A 15012-nucleotide genomic window follows, 5' to 3' on the forward strand; every position below is an offset into this window, starting at 1 on the left:
TGCCTAAAAAAAGCCCCGAATCACAATTCGAGAAGTTAGGAAATATCCCCCCATTGCCTGTCAGATTTCATGCGTTATGTTGATCGTTAGTTACTCAAATGCAGCTAAAGGTTAATAATAATGTTAAATAAAATACATCTCTCTGTCATTACTACCGCTGTACTGATCTCTTGTTCCGCAATGTCTGCCCTTCCCCAAGGCTATCCGGCTGACTACCAAAAAGTCATCGATGCTGCGACTAAAGAAGGCAAAGTGGTCATCTACTCAACCACCGACACCAAAGCAGCAGGCCCGTTGATTCAGGGGTTTGAGGCTACATATCCCGGCATTAAAGTTGAATATAACGATATGAACAGTACTGAACTGTATAACCGTTATATCAGCGAACAGGCGGCGGGTGGCACCAGTGGCGATGTGATCTGGAGTTCCTCGATGGACACCGCGCTGAAACTGGCTGTCGACTATGCACAGGAATATAAATCCCCTGAGCAGGGTCAGTTGCCAAAATGGGCTGTGTGGAAAGACAAAGCCTACGGCACAACTTACGAGCCGGTAGTGTTTATCTATAACAAACGTTTGATTCCGGCGAATGAAGTGCCTGATTCCCACACCGCACTGGCAAAACTTATCGCCAGCCAGCCTGATAAATTCAGCAAAAAAGTCACCACGTACGACATTGAGAAATCCGGCCTGGGCTTCATGCTTTCTGTACAGGATTTCAGAGCTGACCCGAATTATTTCAAAACCCTGGCTGATGTCGCTAAAGGCGGCCTCTCTGTGCAGTCCTCTACTGGCACCATGATGGAAAGGGTCTCATCAGGTGAAAACCTGATCGGCTTTAACATTCTGGGTTCCTACGCTGAAGCCCGCGCCAAAACCGATCCTTCACTGGGTATTTCCTATCCGAAGGATTACACCCTGGTGCTGTCCCGCGTGTCGTTTATCAGTCAGCAAGCGCAAAACAGCAATGCCGCGAAATTGTGGCTGGACTACGTACTGTCTGAAAAAGGGCAAAGCATCCTGGCAAATCAGGCAGACATCCCGTCCATCCGTAACGATATCGAGGGCAAAAATGATATCGACGGTATGACGAAAATGTTAGGCAATGCGCTCAAGCCAATCCCTGTGGATGAAACATTGCTGGAATATCTGCAACAGAAAAAACGCCTGGATTACATCAAAGAGTGGCGTGCTGCCGCATCCAAATAAAACACAAGCGGTGGATGGCGCTTCGCTTATCCACCCTACAAAACCTGCAACGTAGGTCAGATTTACGTTTGCGACAGCCGACATTCAAGACCATTCGTAGGTCGGATAAGTGTTAGTGCCATCCGACATTTAAGGGAAGCCCATGAGTGCATTACTCAGAAAGTGGCAAAGCTTGCCACGCGGCATTGTGGTGTTAATAACCGCGCTGGTTATCTACATACCGCTGTCGTTTATCGTGATACAAAGTTTCCTCTCTGCGCCATTCTTTTCACCGTCAAAAGAGTGGAGCCTTGAATCTTTTGGCTTCATCTTTACCGATCCCGATTTCTACAGGGCATTGAAAAGCGGATTTATTCTCGCCATCGGCCTTGTGGTCATAGCCATCCCTTTGGGGGGCATTCTGGCGTTCCTGATGGTGCGCACCGATTTGCCAGGCAGACGTTTGATTGAACCGCTGATCCTGGTGCCTATTTTTGTCTCGCCGATGGTTCTGGGATTTGGCTATGTTGTCGCCGCCGGTCCGGTAGGCTTCTTCTCGCTGTGGGCTCAATCCATTCTTGGTTTCGTGCCGTGGAATATCTACGACATGTCTAGCATCGTGGTCATCGCCGGGCTAACACATGTTCCACACGCTTATCTCTACATCTCCTCAGCTCTGCGCAGCGTGGGGTCTGATGTCGAAGAGGCTGCCCGAATATCCGGTGCCTCGCCGTTACAGGTAATGACCGCCGTCAGCCTGCCGATGGTGCGCCCTTCTATTCTGTACGCCACCGTCTTGCTGTTCTTCCTTGGGCTTGAAGTGTTCGGTCTGATGCTGGTGCTTGGCGACCCGGAAGGCAACATGGTGCTGGCCACTTACCTGTATCAGTTGACCAATAAACTCGGCACGCCTTCCTATCACCTGATGGCCGCGGTTGCCGTGGTGCTGATTTGCATTACTATCCCGTTAGTGATGTTGCAGCGCCGCCTGATGCGAACCGCCAACCGCTTCGTAACGGTTAAAGGCAAAGCATCACAGGCACGTGCATTGCCGCTGGGGAAATGGCGCTGGGTAGCCGGTGCAGTAGTGGCATTCTGGTTAACAGTGACTATCGGTGTTCCGCTAATCGGCGTGATGTTGCGCGCGTTTATTTCTAACTGGGGCGTAGGTGTATCCCTCTGGGATGAACTGTCGCTTCAAACTTTCCGCACTATCTGGGAGCAGCCGAACCTGCTGCGCGCCATTGTTAACTCGATGGCGATTGGTGTTATTGGTGGCGCTCTGGCTGTTGCCTGTTATCTGTTTATCGGTATCGCTATGCACCGCAAACCAGACAATATTACGCGTTTCCTCGACTACAGCGTGCTGGTGCCACGCGCGGTTCCTGGGCTACTGGCCGGTCTGGCCTTCCTGTGGGTGTTCCTGTTCCTGCCGATGTGGCTCGATAACGCCCTCAAATCCGGCTGGCTTTCCGGGATGCCGTGGTCGCAGTGGTTACGCGATAACCTGGTGGTGTGGCTGCGATCGCTGCGCAGTACCATTTTCAGCGTCTGGCTGGCCTATACCGTTGTATGGATGGCGTACGGCCTACGACTCATTTCCTCAACGCTGCTGCAAGTCGGGCCGGAACTGGAAGAAGCTGCGCGCAGCACCGGTGCCACGCGCGGGCAAATCACTCGCCACGTCACTATTCCGTTATCACGCTACGGCCTGATTGGCTCATGGCTTCTGATGTTCCTGATTTTTGAGCGCGAATATTCAACCGGCGTGTACCTGCTTGCACCGGGGACTGAAACCATCGGCTCAATGCTGGTTTCCCTATGGGCCGCCGGAGCCATTGATATTGTTGCCGCACTCTCGTTTATTAACATCCTGCTGGTGGTGGTAGGTCTGGGGATTGCCCTTCGTTTTGGAGTCAAATTGCATGATTGAATTAACGGTCGAGAACCTGCACTTAACCTACGGCGACAACCCGGTATTAAAGGGTGTTTCCATGAATCTAAAACGCGGCGAAGTGGTCTCTTTGCTCGGGCCATCAGGCAGCGGTAAAACCACATTATTACGCGCCGTTGCCGGGCTGGAAAAACCCACCCAGGGCACGATTACCATCGGGCAAAACAAAGTTTACGACGGCACGCCGCGCAGCGAGATCCCTGCCGAAGAGCGCAATCTTGGGCTGGTATTCCAGTCGTACGCACTGTGGCCGCACAAAACCGTATTCGAAAACGTGGCCTATCCGCTGAAGCTGCGTAAAGTCGCTGCCGCTGAAATGACTCAACGTGTACAGGATGTGCTGAACCAGCTTGGGCTAGGGCATCTGGGTAAGCGCCATCCGCACCAACTTTCTGGTGGTCAGCAACAACGCGTAGCAATTGGCCGAGCGCTGGTCTACAACCCACCGGTGATTCTGCTTGATGAACCGTTATCAAACCTCGATGCCAAATTGCGTGAAGAAGCACGCGTATTTCTGCGCGAGTTGATTATCAAACTCGGTTTGTCGGCCTTGATGGTCACGCACGATCAGAATGAGGCGATGGCAATTTCCGACCGAATTTTGTTGCTCAATAACGGCAAAATCGAACAGCAAGGTACGCCACAGGAAATGTACGGCTCACCAAAGACTCTCTTTACCGCAGAATTCATGGGCAGTAACAACCGCCTGCACGGAAAAGTCACCGAGGTACGTGACGGAAAAGCGCGTATTGAAGGCAAAGACTGGGCGTTGTGGGGACAAGCGGGTGAAGGTGTGCAAAGTGGTCAGGAAGGGACGGCTGTTATCCGCGTGGAACGCGTAGTGCTGGTTGACGGCGCTGGCGAAAACCAACTTGAACTCCCGTTGCTAACCAGCATGTATCTTGGCGATCGCTGGGAATACTTGTTCCGTACTTCAGGCGATGATTTTGTCATTCGCGCCTATGGCAGTAGTGTTCGCGATCCCCAGCATTGCCATCTGGCATTACCTGAGGAACATGTCTGGATTTTCCCTAAATCCTGATGGATGCAGGGAGCCGTGGTTAGCAGCTCCCTGCCCTCATTCGTTCTGTGCCAGTCACGGCTGTATTATCATCAGAACTTACACATTGCTTTTCATTTCGTTATTGGTTTAAATCAACGCGCAACAATCTCAAGGCGCGACTAATTTATATTTTTCATGATAAATAAAAAATACTTTGTCAAAAAATTGTGAATGCAATTAACAATAAAATGCTTTAGATAAACACATCATTACTTAATGAAACTTGTCCATATAAAATAAAACATCCCCAATTATAGGTATATTTAATTTATATACAAATAAGTATTCCTTTTTGGGTACAACAGGAATAAATGTGGAAATAAATCTTTTTCAGGTTTTATCAACGATTGCATTAGCGATCGAAACCAGTGCACCTGAATTGAATGGTCATCATAAAAGGACGGCGTTCATCGCGAATGAGCTGGCTGCTGAGCTCAAATTAGTACCTAAATACCGCGAAGATGTTTTTATTTCTGCATTGCTTCATGATATTGGTGGCCTGGTAAAAAAAGACTATTTAATCGCCATCGACGATCAAGAACCTTATAGCCATGCCCATGCAACCTATGGTGCTGCCATTTTTAAGATGGTTCCTTTACTGGCGGATAAAGCATCAATCATCCTCCATCATCATCGGAAATGGGGTTATGGCCGGGGTGAATATCAGAATGATGAGCGTATTCCCTTCGCCAGCCATATCATCTACCTGGCCGATCGCATCGACATTCAATACCTTAAATTACAAAAAAGCGGGCATGAGTCGCCAGCTGAACGCTGCATTGAATTGATTAAAGAGGAAGTGGAAACACGTTTCCACCCGTTAGTACTTGAGGCATTTCTTCGTCTGGCAAATAAAACTTATTTTTGGTTGGCATTATCCAGACCCTTACCATTAAATCTCTTGAGAATGTATTCCCCTATAGCAGATAAAACAATCAATCTCGATGAACTAATGGATTTTGGGTTATTGCTTAATACCATTATTGATATGCACTGTAATTTCACCTGCCGTCACTCACTGCATGTGGGAATTGTTGCCAGATTTCTTGCTGAGAAATGCCACTATTCTGAAGTTGAGTGTAAGAAAATTGAATTGGCAGGCTATCTGCATGATATTGGGAAACTGGCCATTCCGATGAGTCTATTACACAAAGAAGGCAAACTTGATGATGCAGATATCGCGATATTAAAAAGCCACAGTTATCATACTTTTGAGTTGCTTTCATCCATTGACGCTATCACCGATATCGCGCGCTGGGCAGCTCTGCATCATGAGAAACCCAATGGTTATGGTTATCCATTTAGTCTGGCTGGTGACGAAATTGGGCAAGAGTGCCGGATAATTTCGATTGCTGATGTGTTTGTCGCACTGACTGAAAACCGGCCTTATCGCACCGCAATGCCTGCGAAGAGAGTGAGCGAAATCCTTCATCAGGAAGCCGAAAATAACTCCCTTGATAGCAAACTGGTTAATCTGTTGCTGGAACACCGGCAAGAGGTGATGAACATTACTAATAATATGGACTTGATGCATTCTTATTAATGGTAAAAATAGCGCCCATATTCTTAATTGCCAGATATATTCAGCAAGTTTAAATATGGGCGCATGGAGCATTAGCCCTGCGATTACCGTTTGATTTTAAATTACGTACATTCCTTAGCGATTCAATATTTCCTGCGGAATGGGTTCGCCATGATACTTTTCGTATATAGCATTTAACTTTCCATTTTTAATATTAGTTTCGATCCACTCATTAAGTTTTTCTTTCAACTCAGGCTGGTTTTTTTGCAGCCCAATCGCCAAATCAAAAACAGTCAGCGTCATCTTTGGCTCAAAATTCAGCTTTGGATTCTGTTTTTTTATCTGGTTAACGAGTGTCGCTGACGTTGCAACGGCGTAAGCCTGCCCGCTGACGGCGGCGGTAACCAACGTTGCATCGTCATCATAACGCTGGAGCGTATAACCCTTCTTCATTGCATCTTTGCTTAACATTGAGTCCTGTGTCGTGCCGCGTGTAACCGTGATGGCACGCCCTTTAAGATCGTTCCAGTCACTTATTTTAGTGGCAGCGGGCGCCGCGATGACTGAGCGCAAACCTGCATAGGCTCTGGTGAAATCAATAACCTCTGCTCTCTGAGGCGTCACTGACAGCGTCGATATCACAATATCCGCTTTACCCGTTTGTAAGTTTGGAATGCGGGTTGGCCCTGTGGTTTCGATAAACTTAAGCTTCAAACCCCAGTCCTTGGCCAACAGCTCTGCAGTCTCGACATCAGAACCGACAGGTTTCATTGAGGCATCCAGCATCCCCGATGGCGGAATAGCCATATCCGTTGCGACTCGTAGCTCTCCGCGTTTCTGAATATCCTCGAGCGTGTTTGCCAGGGCAGGTAATGACAAAGAGGCACAGAGCAATGTTGCGAGCAATGCGATGTTTTTTGTAGGGTTCATTGTTATTCTCCTGATTGCGTATAGGGCTAAAACAGTTTTTTCTGTCAAAGATCGTTTGAAACAAACTCCTGCAGCGCCTCAGTAGACGGCGTTTTCAAAATGGCTACCGTGCCGCTTTCATGCACGGTTCCCTGGTGCATAAAAATCACTTTATCGGCAACCCGGCGTGCAAAGTTCATCTCATGGGTCACCATGATCATGGTCATGCCGCTACCGGCCAGCCGCTCAATAACCCGCAACACTTCGCCGGTGAGTTTGGGATCTAACGCAGATGTCACCTCATCGAATAGCATGACTTTCGGTTTCATCGCCAACGAACGGGCAATGGCAGCACGTTGCTGTTGCCCACCCGAAAGCTGTTCCGGATAACTATCGGCTTTGTCAGCCAGCCCGACCTGCTCAAGTACCGATAGCGCTAATCTTCTGGCTTCTGCTTTCGGCATTTTCTTCACCGACACCGGGCCGAGTGTAATGTTTTGCTCAATCGTTAAATGGGGGAACAGGTTGTAGCTCTGAAACACGATACCCACATCCTGACGCAGCTTACGTAAATCAAGGCGCGGATCTTCGACTTTATGCCCGCAGACCTCGATGCTGCCGCCGTCAATAGTTTCCAGGCGGTCAATACAGCGAAGTGCAGTGCTTTTTCCTGAGCCGCTGGCACCAATAAGTGCGATGACCTGACCTTGATTAACAGAAAAAGAGACGTCCTTAAGCACCGGGTTAGGGCCGAAGCTCTTTTGCACATTGCTCAATGTAATAATGGACATATTGATTACCTTCAGCGCTTAAGTGATTCGTGGAGTAGCAGGTTGCAATAATTTGGCTTTTTTCTCAGGAGCGCCCCGCTCCAGCCTTCGGCTTAATACAGATACCGGGAAGCAGAGACAGAAATACACAGCTGCAACAATGAGATAAATAATGAAAGGCTCAAAAATAGAGTTGTTAATTAACTGACCAGCGCGAGCCAATTCGACAAACCCGACAACGGATGCCAGCGAAGTGTTTTTGATAATTTGTACAGAGAACCCCACCGTTGGTGGCGTCGCCAGTTTGATGGCCTGTGGCAAAATAACTTTAAACATGCGTTGTGTGCGTGACAGCGCCAGACATTCAGCGGCCTCCCACTGCGCGCGAGGAACAGACTGAATGCATCCCCGCCAAATCTCACCAAGATAAGCGCTGGCATAAATAGTGAGAGAAACGCCCGCAGCCAGCAGTGGTGAAATTGAAAAACCGAGCTGCGGCAAACCGAAATAGATCATAAACATGATGATCAGTAACGGTGTACCCTGAATCAGCTGAACCCACAGGCTGACCAGTAAACGCAGCGGTCTGACGGGGGCAATACGTCCAAGTGCAATAAGAAAACCCATCAATCCACCGCCGATAAAAGCCATCAGCGATAAATTAATCGTCCATAACGTGCCTTCGAGCAAGAATTGGATATGGGCAAAGTTGAGGGGAATATTCATCTATCAGTCCTCCCTAAATCATGGTGCCAAGTCGGCGACGGCGAGGAAAAATTGCCAGCCCAAACAACCAAAAGATCAGGCGCATCAGCATAGAAAGTGCAATATAGATACCTGCCACAATGAAGAAGGTTTCAAAGGGGCGATAAGTCTCTGATTGTATGAAGTTGGCGGTTGCCGTCAGTTCTTCAGCAGAGATTTGTGATGTGACTGAAGAGGCCAGCATTAAAAGAATGAACTGGCTGGTCAACGATGGATATACACGCTCAATCGCCGGGCGCAGTGCAACATGCCAATATTGCTGCCATTTAGTTAACCCAAGTGTCTCAGCCGCTTCCCACTGCCCCTTATGGATGGATTCAAATCCTGCGCGCATGATTTCAGCTGTATAAGCACCGACGTTTATCGTTAAGGCAATAACGGAGACGGTGAACGCCGTAAATGAAAACCCCAGGCTAGACAGACCGAAGTAAACCAGGAATATCTGCACCAGAAACGGCGTATTGCGGATCGACTCGACGTAGATGGCCGCGACTCTTGCACAAAATACAGATTGAGAACGCCGTGCAATGGCACAGAGCGTACCGATAAGAAAACCGGTCACCGTGGTAACCATGGCAAGTTTCGCAGTTAACAATGCACCGTCGATCAGCAGCTGCCATTGCGAAAAAATTGCAGTGAAATCAAGGACCATTATTTTTCACCTATGTCATTTGGTCAAAGAGTCTGCTGACCGGTTAGGCGGTCATAAACCTTGAATAGCGCCTGATTACCATTTGCCCCTTCACCGTATGCCTGTGCGTTTTGATACTGAGTGGCAACCAGCGCGGTGGCGGGAAGTGGTACCGGATGTTTTTGCGCAGCTTCCAGCACCAGACGAAGATCTTTCATCATCAGGTCAATACGAAAACCAGCCGAAACATCCCCTTCGATCATTGCCGGCCCGAGCTTTTCAAGCATCCATGAAGCTGCAGATCCACCCAGCAACACTTCACGCATTTGTGGCAAATCGATATTCCAGGCTCGCGCCAGAGCCAGCGCTTCACAAATAGCCTGAATATTGATACCGCAGATAAGCTGATTGCAGAGTTTGACGGTCTGCCCGGCACCAGATGCCCCAACGTGGTTCAAAGTGGTGCCCATTGCTTTGAGATAAGGAGTGGCTTGTTCAAACCCACCAGCGTCACCGCCGACCATGATGCTCAACGTGGCGTTTTTAGCACCAATTGGGCCTCCGGAAACGGGGGCGTCAAGCATAGTGACCCCGACGGCTAATAGTTCCTGGCTTAACTTTCGCGTAGCTTCTGGAGCGATGGTACTCATATCGACAAACAACTTTCCGCGTGGAGGATTGGACAACAGCCCGCCGGGCCCATGGACAATATCTTCAACCTGCGGTGTATCCGGCAGCATGGAAATGACAATATCGGCGTCGCGGGTTACAGCGCTAATCTCGGAGACAATTTCTACGCCAAACGAGCGCAATGCATCACCGGCGCCAGGGATAATGTCAAAAGCGCGTACGGTAAAGCCTGCCTGAGCAAGGTTACGGGCCATTTCCCGCCCCATCACACCTAAACCAAGAAAACCAACGATGCCGGAAGTATTGTTATTCATCATCATTCTCCTTGCTGCTAATTAGTTGGATTGCTCAAGCTGGGATAACTTCTCTACGCGACGAATGAAGTCGGCATCCTGGACAAACTCAGCCTCTAAAAAAGCAGCAATGAGATCGCGTGCCAGCCACGGGCCAACAATTTGCGCGCCAATGCACATGACGTTGACGTCATCGTGTTCGACAGACTGATGTGCTGAATGGACGTCATGGCAGACAGCGGCACGAATACCTTTCACCTTATTTGACGCAATCACCGCGCCCACACCGGTACCACACACCAGGATTCCGCGTTTACCGTTACCCTCACGAACTTTGCTGCATAAGGCGTAAGAAATATCAGGAAAATCCACAGGTTCCGGGTCATGACTACCAATATCTTCGAGTTCATACCCACACTGGCGTAGCCATTGAGAGAGTTCTTGTTTGAGATGAAATCCGGCGTGATCGCTACCAATTACTATCTGCATCTGTCTTTCCTTTTGAGTGGGTTTTAGTTTGCAAATGGGGCTCCGCCTACCATGCGAATGGTGGCGCGACGGCGAAAATCGGCCCCAATCTCAAAATGGCGGCCCAGTAATTCATCGGCTTTTTCTTCGTTGCGATCGACGATGGCGGCAAAAATGGCGCGATGGTGATCGATAAGAAACTCTTCAATACCTTCGAGTTGAATAATCTGTTCGCGTCTGTCGAGGTGGGATCGATGCATCAGCACACTGATCGATTGATACATATTGATAAGCGTTGGGGAGCCTGAAGCATTAACGATGGCTTCATGGAAACGAAAATCAGCAAGACCGCCTGATTCAGGAATATGGATGGTATCGACGATATCGCTAAGACATGCGGCCAGGCGGTCGTAATCACTCTGAACAGCCCTGCGGCAGGCAAGGCGCGTGGCCTGGCGTTCAATCGCGATACGTGCCTGCATCACGTCATCAACCACGTTTGGCTGGTGTGCCAGAACAAAGGTGAAAAACTCGCCCAGGATGGAGACATCTGGTTTAGTTACAACCGTCCCCACTCCATGCCGGATTTCTACAGCACCGATCATAGCTAATGCTCTTAGCGCCTCACGTAATACTGGCCGGCTAACCCCTAACCTTGCAGAGAGGTCGCGTTCAGGCAGCAAACTGTCTCCAGCTTTGAGCTCTCCGGAAAGTAATTGCTCACGCAAAAATTTAACAACCCGGTCGTAGCCGCTGATGTGTTCCGTTTTTTCACGACTGATTTGCATACAATATTACCAGTGGTCTGTAGTGGTAATACCAATGGTAGATATGTTAATAAAATATTAATGTGATGTTGATCTTTTTTTAACTGATCATTATGTGATCAACTTTGCAGATGATTTAAAAAGCGCTGATATCAGAACTGGTAGGTGAAGCGTTGCTGATGAAGGGGTAAGCCTGGAGTGGTAAACGACAGAAACGAAAAAGCCCCAGCTTATTTCTAAGCTGGGGCTAAAATGTTGGTGGAAGCGTAGAGATTCGAACTCTAGAACCCTTTCGGATCGCCGGTTTTCAAGACCGGTGCCTTCAACCACTCGGCCACGCTTCCAACGAGGCGAACTATAAACATACCCAAACTGCATGTAAAGAGCGATTTTGTTCGTTCGCCTGAAAAATCATCAAATCTGGTTTATTTGTTTGAAACATCAACAAATAGAAACGAAAAAGCCCCAGCTTATTTCTAAGCTGGGGCTGAAATGTTGGTGGAAGCGTAGAGATTCGAACTCTAGAACCCTTTCGGATCGCCGGTTTTCAAGACCGGTGCCTTCAACCACTCGGCCACGCTTCCAACGAGGCAAACTATAAACATCCCCATACTTCATGTAAAGCACGATTTTGTTCGTTCGCCTGATTAATCACCAATCCCGTATCGTTTGGGTAAAACTACAACAATTTGATTGGTTTAACAGCAGATATTACCCGTTATTCCCGCCCCACTATCAGTGCTTTTTGATGTACATATCTTTGGTGTAATAGAAGCCAAGATTATTTGGCGCGTACCCACCGACATAAGGTTTCACTAACTGGACTAAAACATAGTGATAAACGGGAATCGCTGGCACATCTTTCGCCAGCAGGTCTTCGGCTTGCTGGTAGAACTTGCCGCGCTGCGCAACGTTGTCTGCTTTCGCCGCATTTTTCAGTGCGTCATCAAAAGCAGCATTACTGTACTTCGAGGTGTTTTCACTATCGCCTGTACGGAAGTTATTCAGGAACGTCGCCGCATCGTCGTAATCAGCAATCCACGCATAGCGCACGACGTCAAAAGTCCCGTTGTGCATGGTATCGAGCATCGTTTTCCATTCCTGATTTTGCAGCTTCGCTTCAACACCCAGATTTTTCTTCCACATTGAACTGGCCGCAATCGCAATGCGCTGATGTGATTCAGAGGTGTTGTACAACAGATTAAAACTCAACGGGTGAGAGGCATTAAACCCAGCCTCTTCCAGTAATTTTTTGGCTTCAGTTACACGCTTCTCATGGCTCCAGGACGCATAGTCTGGGGATTTTAGTTCTACACCACCGATATTTTTCTGGCTGATAACCCAGGCAGGGATCTGTCCCTGTCCTAATACTTTCTCTGCAATGATGTCTTTATCCAACGCCATATTAAGCGCCCGGCGAACGCGCGCATCATTAAACGGAGCTTTGGTTGTATTGAACTGGTAGTAGTAGGTTGCAAGCTTCGGTGTCACATGAACCTGATCCGGAATGGATTTTTTTAATGAAGCAAACTGCGTCTGTGGGACGGTTAAAACAATATCTATTTCACCTGCTTTATAGCGATTGATATCGGCAGTTTCAGAAGCAATGGGTAAGTAAGTCACTTTGTTAATAACGGTGTGGCTATCGTCCCAATAGTTTTTATTACGCACCCCGATGACTTTTTCGTTTACCACCCAATCAGAAAGTGTGTATGGCCCACTACTCACAAAATTCGCAGGCTGCGTCCATTTGTCGCCGAACTTCTCAACGACGGCTTTATTAACAACCACCAGCGAGGTGTGTGAGAGCATTGCGAGGAATGCTGCGGTAGGTTGAGTCAGCGTAACTTGTAGCGTCGCATCATCTAACGCTTTAACACCTAACGTATCAGGGGATTTTTTACCTTCTGCAATATCTGCAGCGTTTTCCACATGCATATTGCCGAGATAGCTCGCATAAGGTGATCCTATTTTGGGGTCAACCAGACGCTGCCAACTCCACACCACATCTTCAGCGGTGATCGGCTCACCATTGGACCATTTAATATCAGGGCGAAGATGGAAAACCCAAACCGTATCGCTTTTCTGTTCCCACTTTTCAGCAAGCCTTGGTTCAATCGAACCATCGTTGCGTACTTCCACCAAACCTTCAAAAAAGTCACTGATAATACTCGACTCAACACTGCTTTCGACTTTATGAGGATCAAGCGAGGCTGGCTCACTGCCGTTGTTACGTACTAATTCCTGTTTCGTAGCCAGTTCTGTTCCTGCTGGCACATTGGCAGCCCAGACCCCAGAAATTGCACAAGCAACGCCAATAGCGACAAACGATCTGATAATTGTGATGTGGTTATTTGCTTTCATTAAACACGCCTTATTTGAGTTATTAACGACGGTACGGTTAACACTCTTAGCATCCGAAATGATTAAAGCAATAATTTTCAGCTACATATAAGTGAGTTTTATGACAGATATCGAATCTGTGAATTAAATCAGAGCAAGGTAAAGATGGGTAAAAGGGCTTCCTTGCAATAAAGGAGGCTATTATTCTCACTCACCATATACACCTGTAATAAGAGAGAGTTTCTGAATGGATCGCATAATTACTTCCTCGCGTGACCGTTCGTCACTGCTAAGTACCCACAAGGTACTGCGTAATACCTATTTCTTGCTCAGCCTGACGCTGGCGTTCTCTGCGATTACCGCAACCGCAAGCACCGTGTTGATGCTGCCATCTCCAGGTCTGATTCTGACGCTGGTAGGTATGTATGGTCTGATGTTTTTAACTTACCGTCTGGCTGATAAACCGACGGGTATTCTCGCTGCCTTTGCGTTCACCGGCTTCCTGGGTTACATCCTCGGCCCAATGCTTAATTCCTACATCTCTGCCGGTATGGGCGATGTGATTGGTATGGCATTAGGCGGCACAGCGCTGGTGTTCTTTAGCTGCTCGGCTTATGTGCTGACCACCAAAAAAGACATGTCTTTCCTCGGCGGTATGCTGATGGCAGGCGTAGTCGTGGTGTTGGTGGGTATGGTTGCGAACATCTTCCTGCAACTGCCTGCTCTGCATCTGGCAATCAGCGCGGTATTTATTCTGATCTCTTCTGGCGCGATTTTGTTTGAGACCAGCAACATCATCCGTGGTGGCGAAACCAACTACATCCGCGCAACGGTAAGCTTGTATGTTTCTCTGTACAACATCTTTATCAGCCTGTTGAGCATCCTGGGCTTCGCAAGCCGCGACTAATCGCTGTTTGTTCCCCATCCAAAGCCTCGCTATCGCGGGGCTTTGTTTTTTCTGATACGCCAAAATTTGCTACACTGCCGCCAGTTTGTCTGGAGCAAAGAATAATTATGTTGATGTTTGAAGGCCGAGAAATAGAAACAGATGCCGATGGCTATCTGAAAAATAGCCAGGAATGGAGCGAGCCGCTTGCCGAAGTTATCGCCGCTAATGAAGGCATTACCCTTGCAGTTGAACACTGGGAAGTAGTGAGATTCGTGCGCGAGTTTTACCTCGAATTTAATACCTCCCCGGCAATTCGAATGCTAGTCAAAGCAATGGCTAACAAATTCGGCGAAGAGAAAGGTAACAGCCGCTATCTGTACCGTTTGTTCCCAAAAGGACCGGCTAAGCAGGCGACAAAAATTGCTGGCCTGCCAAAACCGGTGAAGTGTATTTAGTAGCGAATACTAAAATCAGTCCACTGTCGATCGGGTTGATGCGGCTCCGTCAGTACTTTATCAACCCGAGCGCTGCGCGGCCCTCCTGATTTCAGCCACGCGATAAGTTTATCAACCTGCTGCGCTTCGCCGCAGGCTAATACCTCAACGCTGCCATCATCCATATTACGGGCATAACCGGTTAATCCCAGTTTTAACCCTTCACGCTGGGTGCTGTAGCGAAACCCAACCCCCTGAACCAGGCCGTGGACCCAGGCAAGTGTGCATACTGTGGCCATAACTTCCTCCGTTTCGGGTTCTTGCGTTGCATTTAGCCGGTCTAACCCGGAAAATGGCGCCAAATTCTTAGCAAGAAAGCATAGCAA

Annotated in this window: 15 protein-coding genes and 2 tRNA genes; 6 read left to right on the forward strand and 11 right to left on the reverse strand. The window is 48.4% G+C overall.

Translation table 11 applies throughout. From position 1 onward, the window contains the following. Window positions 1-120 precede the first annotated feature (120 nt). From IX31_RS05910 to IX31_RS05925, 4 genes are all read left to right on the forward strand, one after another. Window positions 121-1209 (forward strand): ABC transporter substrate-binding protein, encoded by a 1089-nt coding sequence (locus IX31_RS05910; RefSeq protein ID WP_034456288.1) that lies wholly within the window; start codon window positions 121-123, stop codon window positions 1207-1209. Window positions 1210-1351: 142 nt separating this feature from the next. After that, entirely contained in the window at window positions 1352-3121 is a 1770-nt protein-coding gene (locus IX31_RS05915) for an ABC transporter permease (RefSeq protein ID WP_034456289.1), read from the forward strand. After that, complete coding sequence (locus IX31_RS05920; protein ID WP_034456290.1) at window positions 3114-4184, forward strand: ABC transporter ATP-binding protein; 1071 nt, start codon at window positions 3114-3116, stop codon at window positions 4182-4184. Before IX31_RS05915 ends, IX31_RS05920 begins: the two co-directional genes overlap by 8 nt. A 334-nt stretch (window positions 4185-4518) precedes the next feature. Beyond that, a complete protein-coding gene (locus IX31_RS05925) occupies window positions 4519-5748 on the forward strand; it encodes an HD-GYP domain-containing protein (RefSeq protein ID WP_034456291.1) in 1230 nt (409 codons plus the stop codon). 114 nt (window positions 5749-5862) lie between these two features. Here IX31_RS05925 and IX31_RS05930 read toward each other — a convergent pair whose 3' ends face one another. From IX31_RS05930 to IX31_RS05975, 10 genes are all read right to left on the reverse strand, one after another. Further along, window positions 5863-6705: a transporter substrate-binding domain-containing protein gene (locus IX31_RS05930; protein WP_241767167.1), complete on the reverse strand. Its 843-nt coding sequence runs from the start codon at window positions 6703-6705 to the stop codon at window positions 5863-5865. Then, window positions 6702-7427 (reverse strand): amino acid ABC transporter ATP-binding protein, encoded by a 726-nt coding sequence (locus IX31_RS05935; RefSeq protein ID WP_051880565.1) that lies wholly within the window; start codon window positions 7425-7427, stop codon window positions 6702-6704. The genes IX31_RS05930 and IX31_RS05935 overlap by 4 nt, the downstream gene beginning before the upstream one ends. Window positions 7428-7445: 18 nt before the next feature. After that, window positions 7446-8132 carry an amino acid ABC transporter permease gene (locus IX31_RS05940; RefSeq protein WP_034456295.1) on the reverse strand — a complete coding sequence of 229 codons (687 nt, stop codon included), beginning with the start codon at window positions 8130-8132 and terminating at the stop codon, window positions 7446-7448. Window positions 8133-8145: 13 nt separating this feature from the next. After that, entirely contained in the window at window positions 8146-8823 is a 678-nt protein-coding gene (locus IX31_RS05945) for an amino acid ABC transporter permease (protein ID WP_034456296.1), read from the reverse strand. 23 nt (window positions 8824-8846) lie between these two features. Then, window positions 8847-9746 (reverse strand): NAD(P)-dependent oxidoreductase, encoded by a 900-nt coding sequence (locus IX31_RS05950; RefSeq protein WP_034456297.1) that lies wholly within the window; start codon window positions 9744-9746, stop codon window positions 8847-8849. Window positions 9747-9767: 21 nt separating this feature from the next. Beyond that, window positions 9768-10214 carry a ribose 5-phosphate isomerase B gene (gene rpiB, locus IX31_RS05955; RefSeq protein WP_034456298.1) on the reverse strand — a complete coding sequence of 149 codons (447 nt, stop codon included), beginning with the start codon at window positions 10212-10214 and terminating at the stop codon, window positions 9768-9770. Between the two features lie 23 nt (window positions 10215-10237). Further along, complete coding sequence (locus IX31_RS05960) at window positions 10238-10981, reverse strand: FadR/GntR family transcriptional regulator (protein WP_034456299.1); 744 nt, start codon at window positions 10979-10981, stop codon at window positions 10238-10240. 235 nt (window positions 10982-11216) lie between these two features. Continuing rightward, window positions 11217-11304: transfer RNA gene (locus IX31_RS05965), tRNA-Ser, on the reverse strand. A 152-nt stretch (window positions 11305-11456) separates the two neighbouring features. Further along, window positions 11457-11544 (reverse strand) — tRNA-Ser (locus IX31_RS05970). Window positions 11545-11695: 151 nt separating this feature from the next. After that, entirely contained in the window at window positions 11696-13324 is a 1629-nt protein-coding gene (locus IX31_RS05975) for an ABC transporter substrate-binding protein (protein ID WP_034456300.1), read from the reverse strand. 226 nt (window positions 13325-13550) lie between these two features. Here IX31_RS05975 and yccA point away from each other — a divergent pair, with 226 nt between their 5' ends. Together yccA and tusE are read left to right on the forward strand one after the other, a co-directional pair. Then, window positions 13551-14210 carry an FtsH protease modulator YccA gene (gene yccA / locus IX31_RS05980; RefSeq protein ID WP_034456301.1) on the forward strand — a complete coding sequence of 220 codons (660 nt, stop codon included), beginning with the start codon at window positions 13551-13553 and terminating at the stop codon, window positions 14208-14210. Between the two features lie 107 nt (window positions 14211-14317). Beyond that, on the forward strand, window positions 14318-14647 hold the full coding sequence (gene tusE, locus IX31_RS05985; protein ID WP_034456302.1) for a sulfurtransferase TusE: 330 nt from the start codon (window positions 14318-14320) through the stop codon (window positions 14645-14647). On the opposite strand, the gene yccX is transcribed toward tusE, so the two are convergent. Continuing rightward, complete coding sequence (gene yccX, locus IX31_RS05990; RefSeq protein ID WP_034456303.1) at window positions 14644-14925, reverse strand: acylphosphatase; 282 nt, start codon at window positions 14923-14925, stop codon at window positions 14644-14646. The two genes, tusE and yccX, sit on opposite strands and share 4 nt — an antisense overlap. Window positions 14926-15012: the final 87 nt, after the last annotated feature.

It is taken from the genome of Buttiauxella noackiae (genome assembly GCF_000737905.1).
Taxonomy (GTDB): Bacteria; Pseudomonadota; Gammaproteobacteria; order Enterobacterales; family Enterobacteriaceae; genus Buttiauxella; species Buttiauxella noackiae.

Excerpts from the sequence above, each read along its gene's own strand:
- IX31_RS05945 (WP_034456296.1), bottom strand. The coding sequence starts at position 8,823 with ATGGTCCTTGATTTCACTGCAATTTTTTCGCAATGGCAGCTGCTGATC.
- IX31_RS05935 (WP_051880565.1), bottom strand. The coding sequence starts at position 7,427 with ATGTCCATTATTACATTGAGCAATGTGCAAAAGAGCTTCGGCCCTAAC.
- IX31_RS05960 (WP_034456299.1), bottom strand. The coding sequence starts at position 10,981 with ATGCAAATCAGTCGTGAAAAAACGGAACACATCAGCGGCTACGACCGG.
- yccX (WP_034456303.1), bottom strand. The coding sequence starts at position 14,925 with ATGGCCACAGTATGCACACTTGCCTGGGTCCACGGCCTGGTTCAGGGG.
- IX31_RS05940 (WP_034456295.1), bottom strand. The coding sequence starts at position 8,132 with ATGAATATTCCCCTCAACTTTGCCCATATCCAATTCTTGCTCGAAGGC.
- rpiB (WP_034456298.1), bottom strand. The coding sequence starts at position 10,214 with ATGCAGATAGTAATTGGTAGCGATCACGCCGGATTTCATCTCAAACAA.
- IX31_RS05975 (WP_034456300.1), bottom strand. The coding sequence starts at position 13,324 with ATGAAAGCAAATAACCACATCACAATTATCAGATCGTTTGTCGCTATT.
- IX31_RS05915 (WP_034456289.1), top strand. The coding sequence starts at position 1,352 with ATGAGTGCATTACTCAGAAAGTGGCAAAGCTTGCCACGCGGCATTGTG.
- IX31_RS05920 (WP_034456290.1), top strand. The coding sequence starts at position 3,114 with ATGATTGAATTAACGGTCGAGAACCTGCACTTAACCTACGGCGACAAC.
- IX31_RS05910 (WP_034456288.1), top strand. The coding sequence starts at position 121 with ATGTTAAATAAAATACATCTCTCTGTCATTACTACCGCTGTACTGATC.
- yccA (WP_034456301.1), top strand. The coding sequence starts at position 13,551 with ATGGATCGCATAATTACTTCCTCGCGTGACCGTTCGTCACTGCTAAGT.
- tusE (WP_034456302.1), top strand. The coding sequence starts at position 14,318 with ATGTTGATGTTTGAAGGCCGAGAAATAGAAACAGATGCCGATGGCTAT.
- IX31_RS05950 (WP_034456297.1), bottom strand. The coding sequence starts at position 9,746 with ATGAATAACAATACTTCCGGCATCGTTGGTTTTCTTGGTTTAGGTGTG.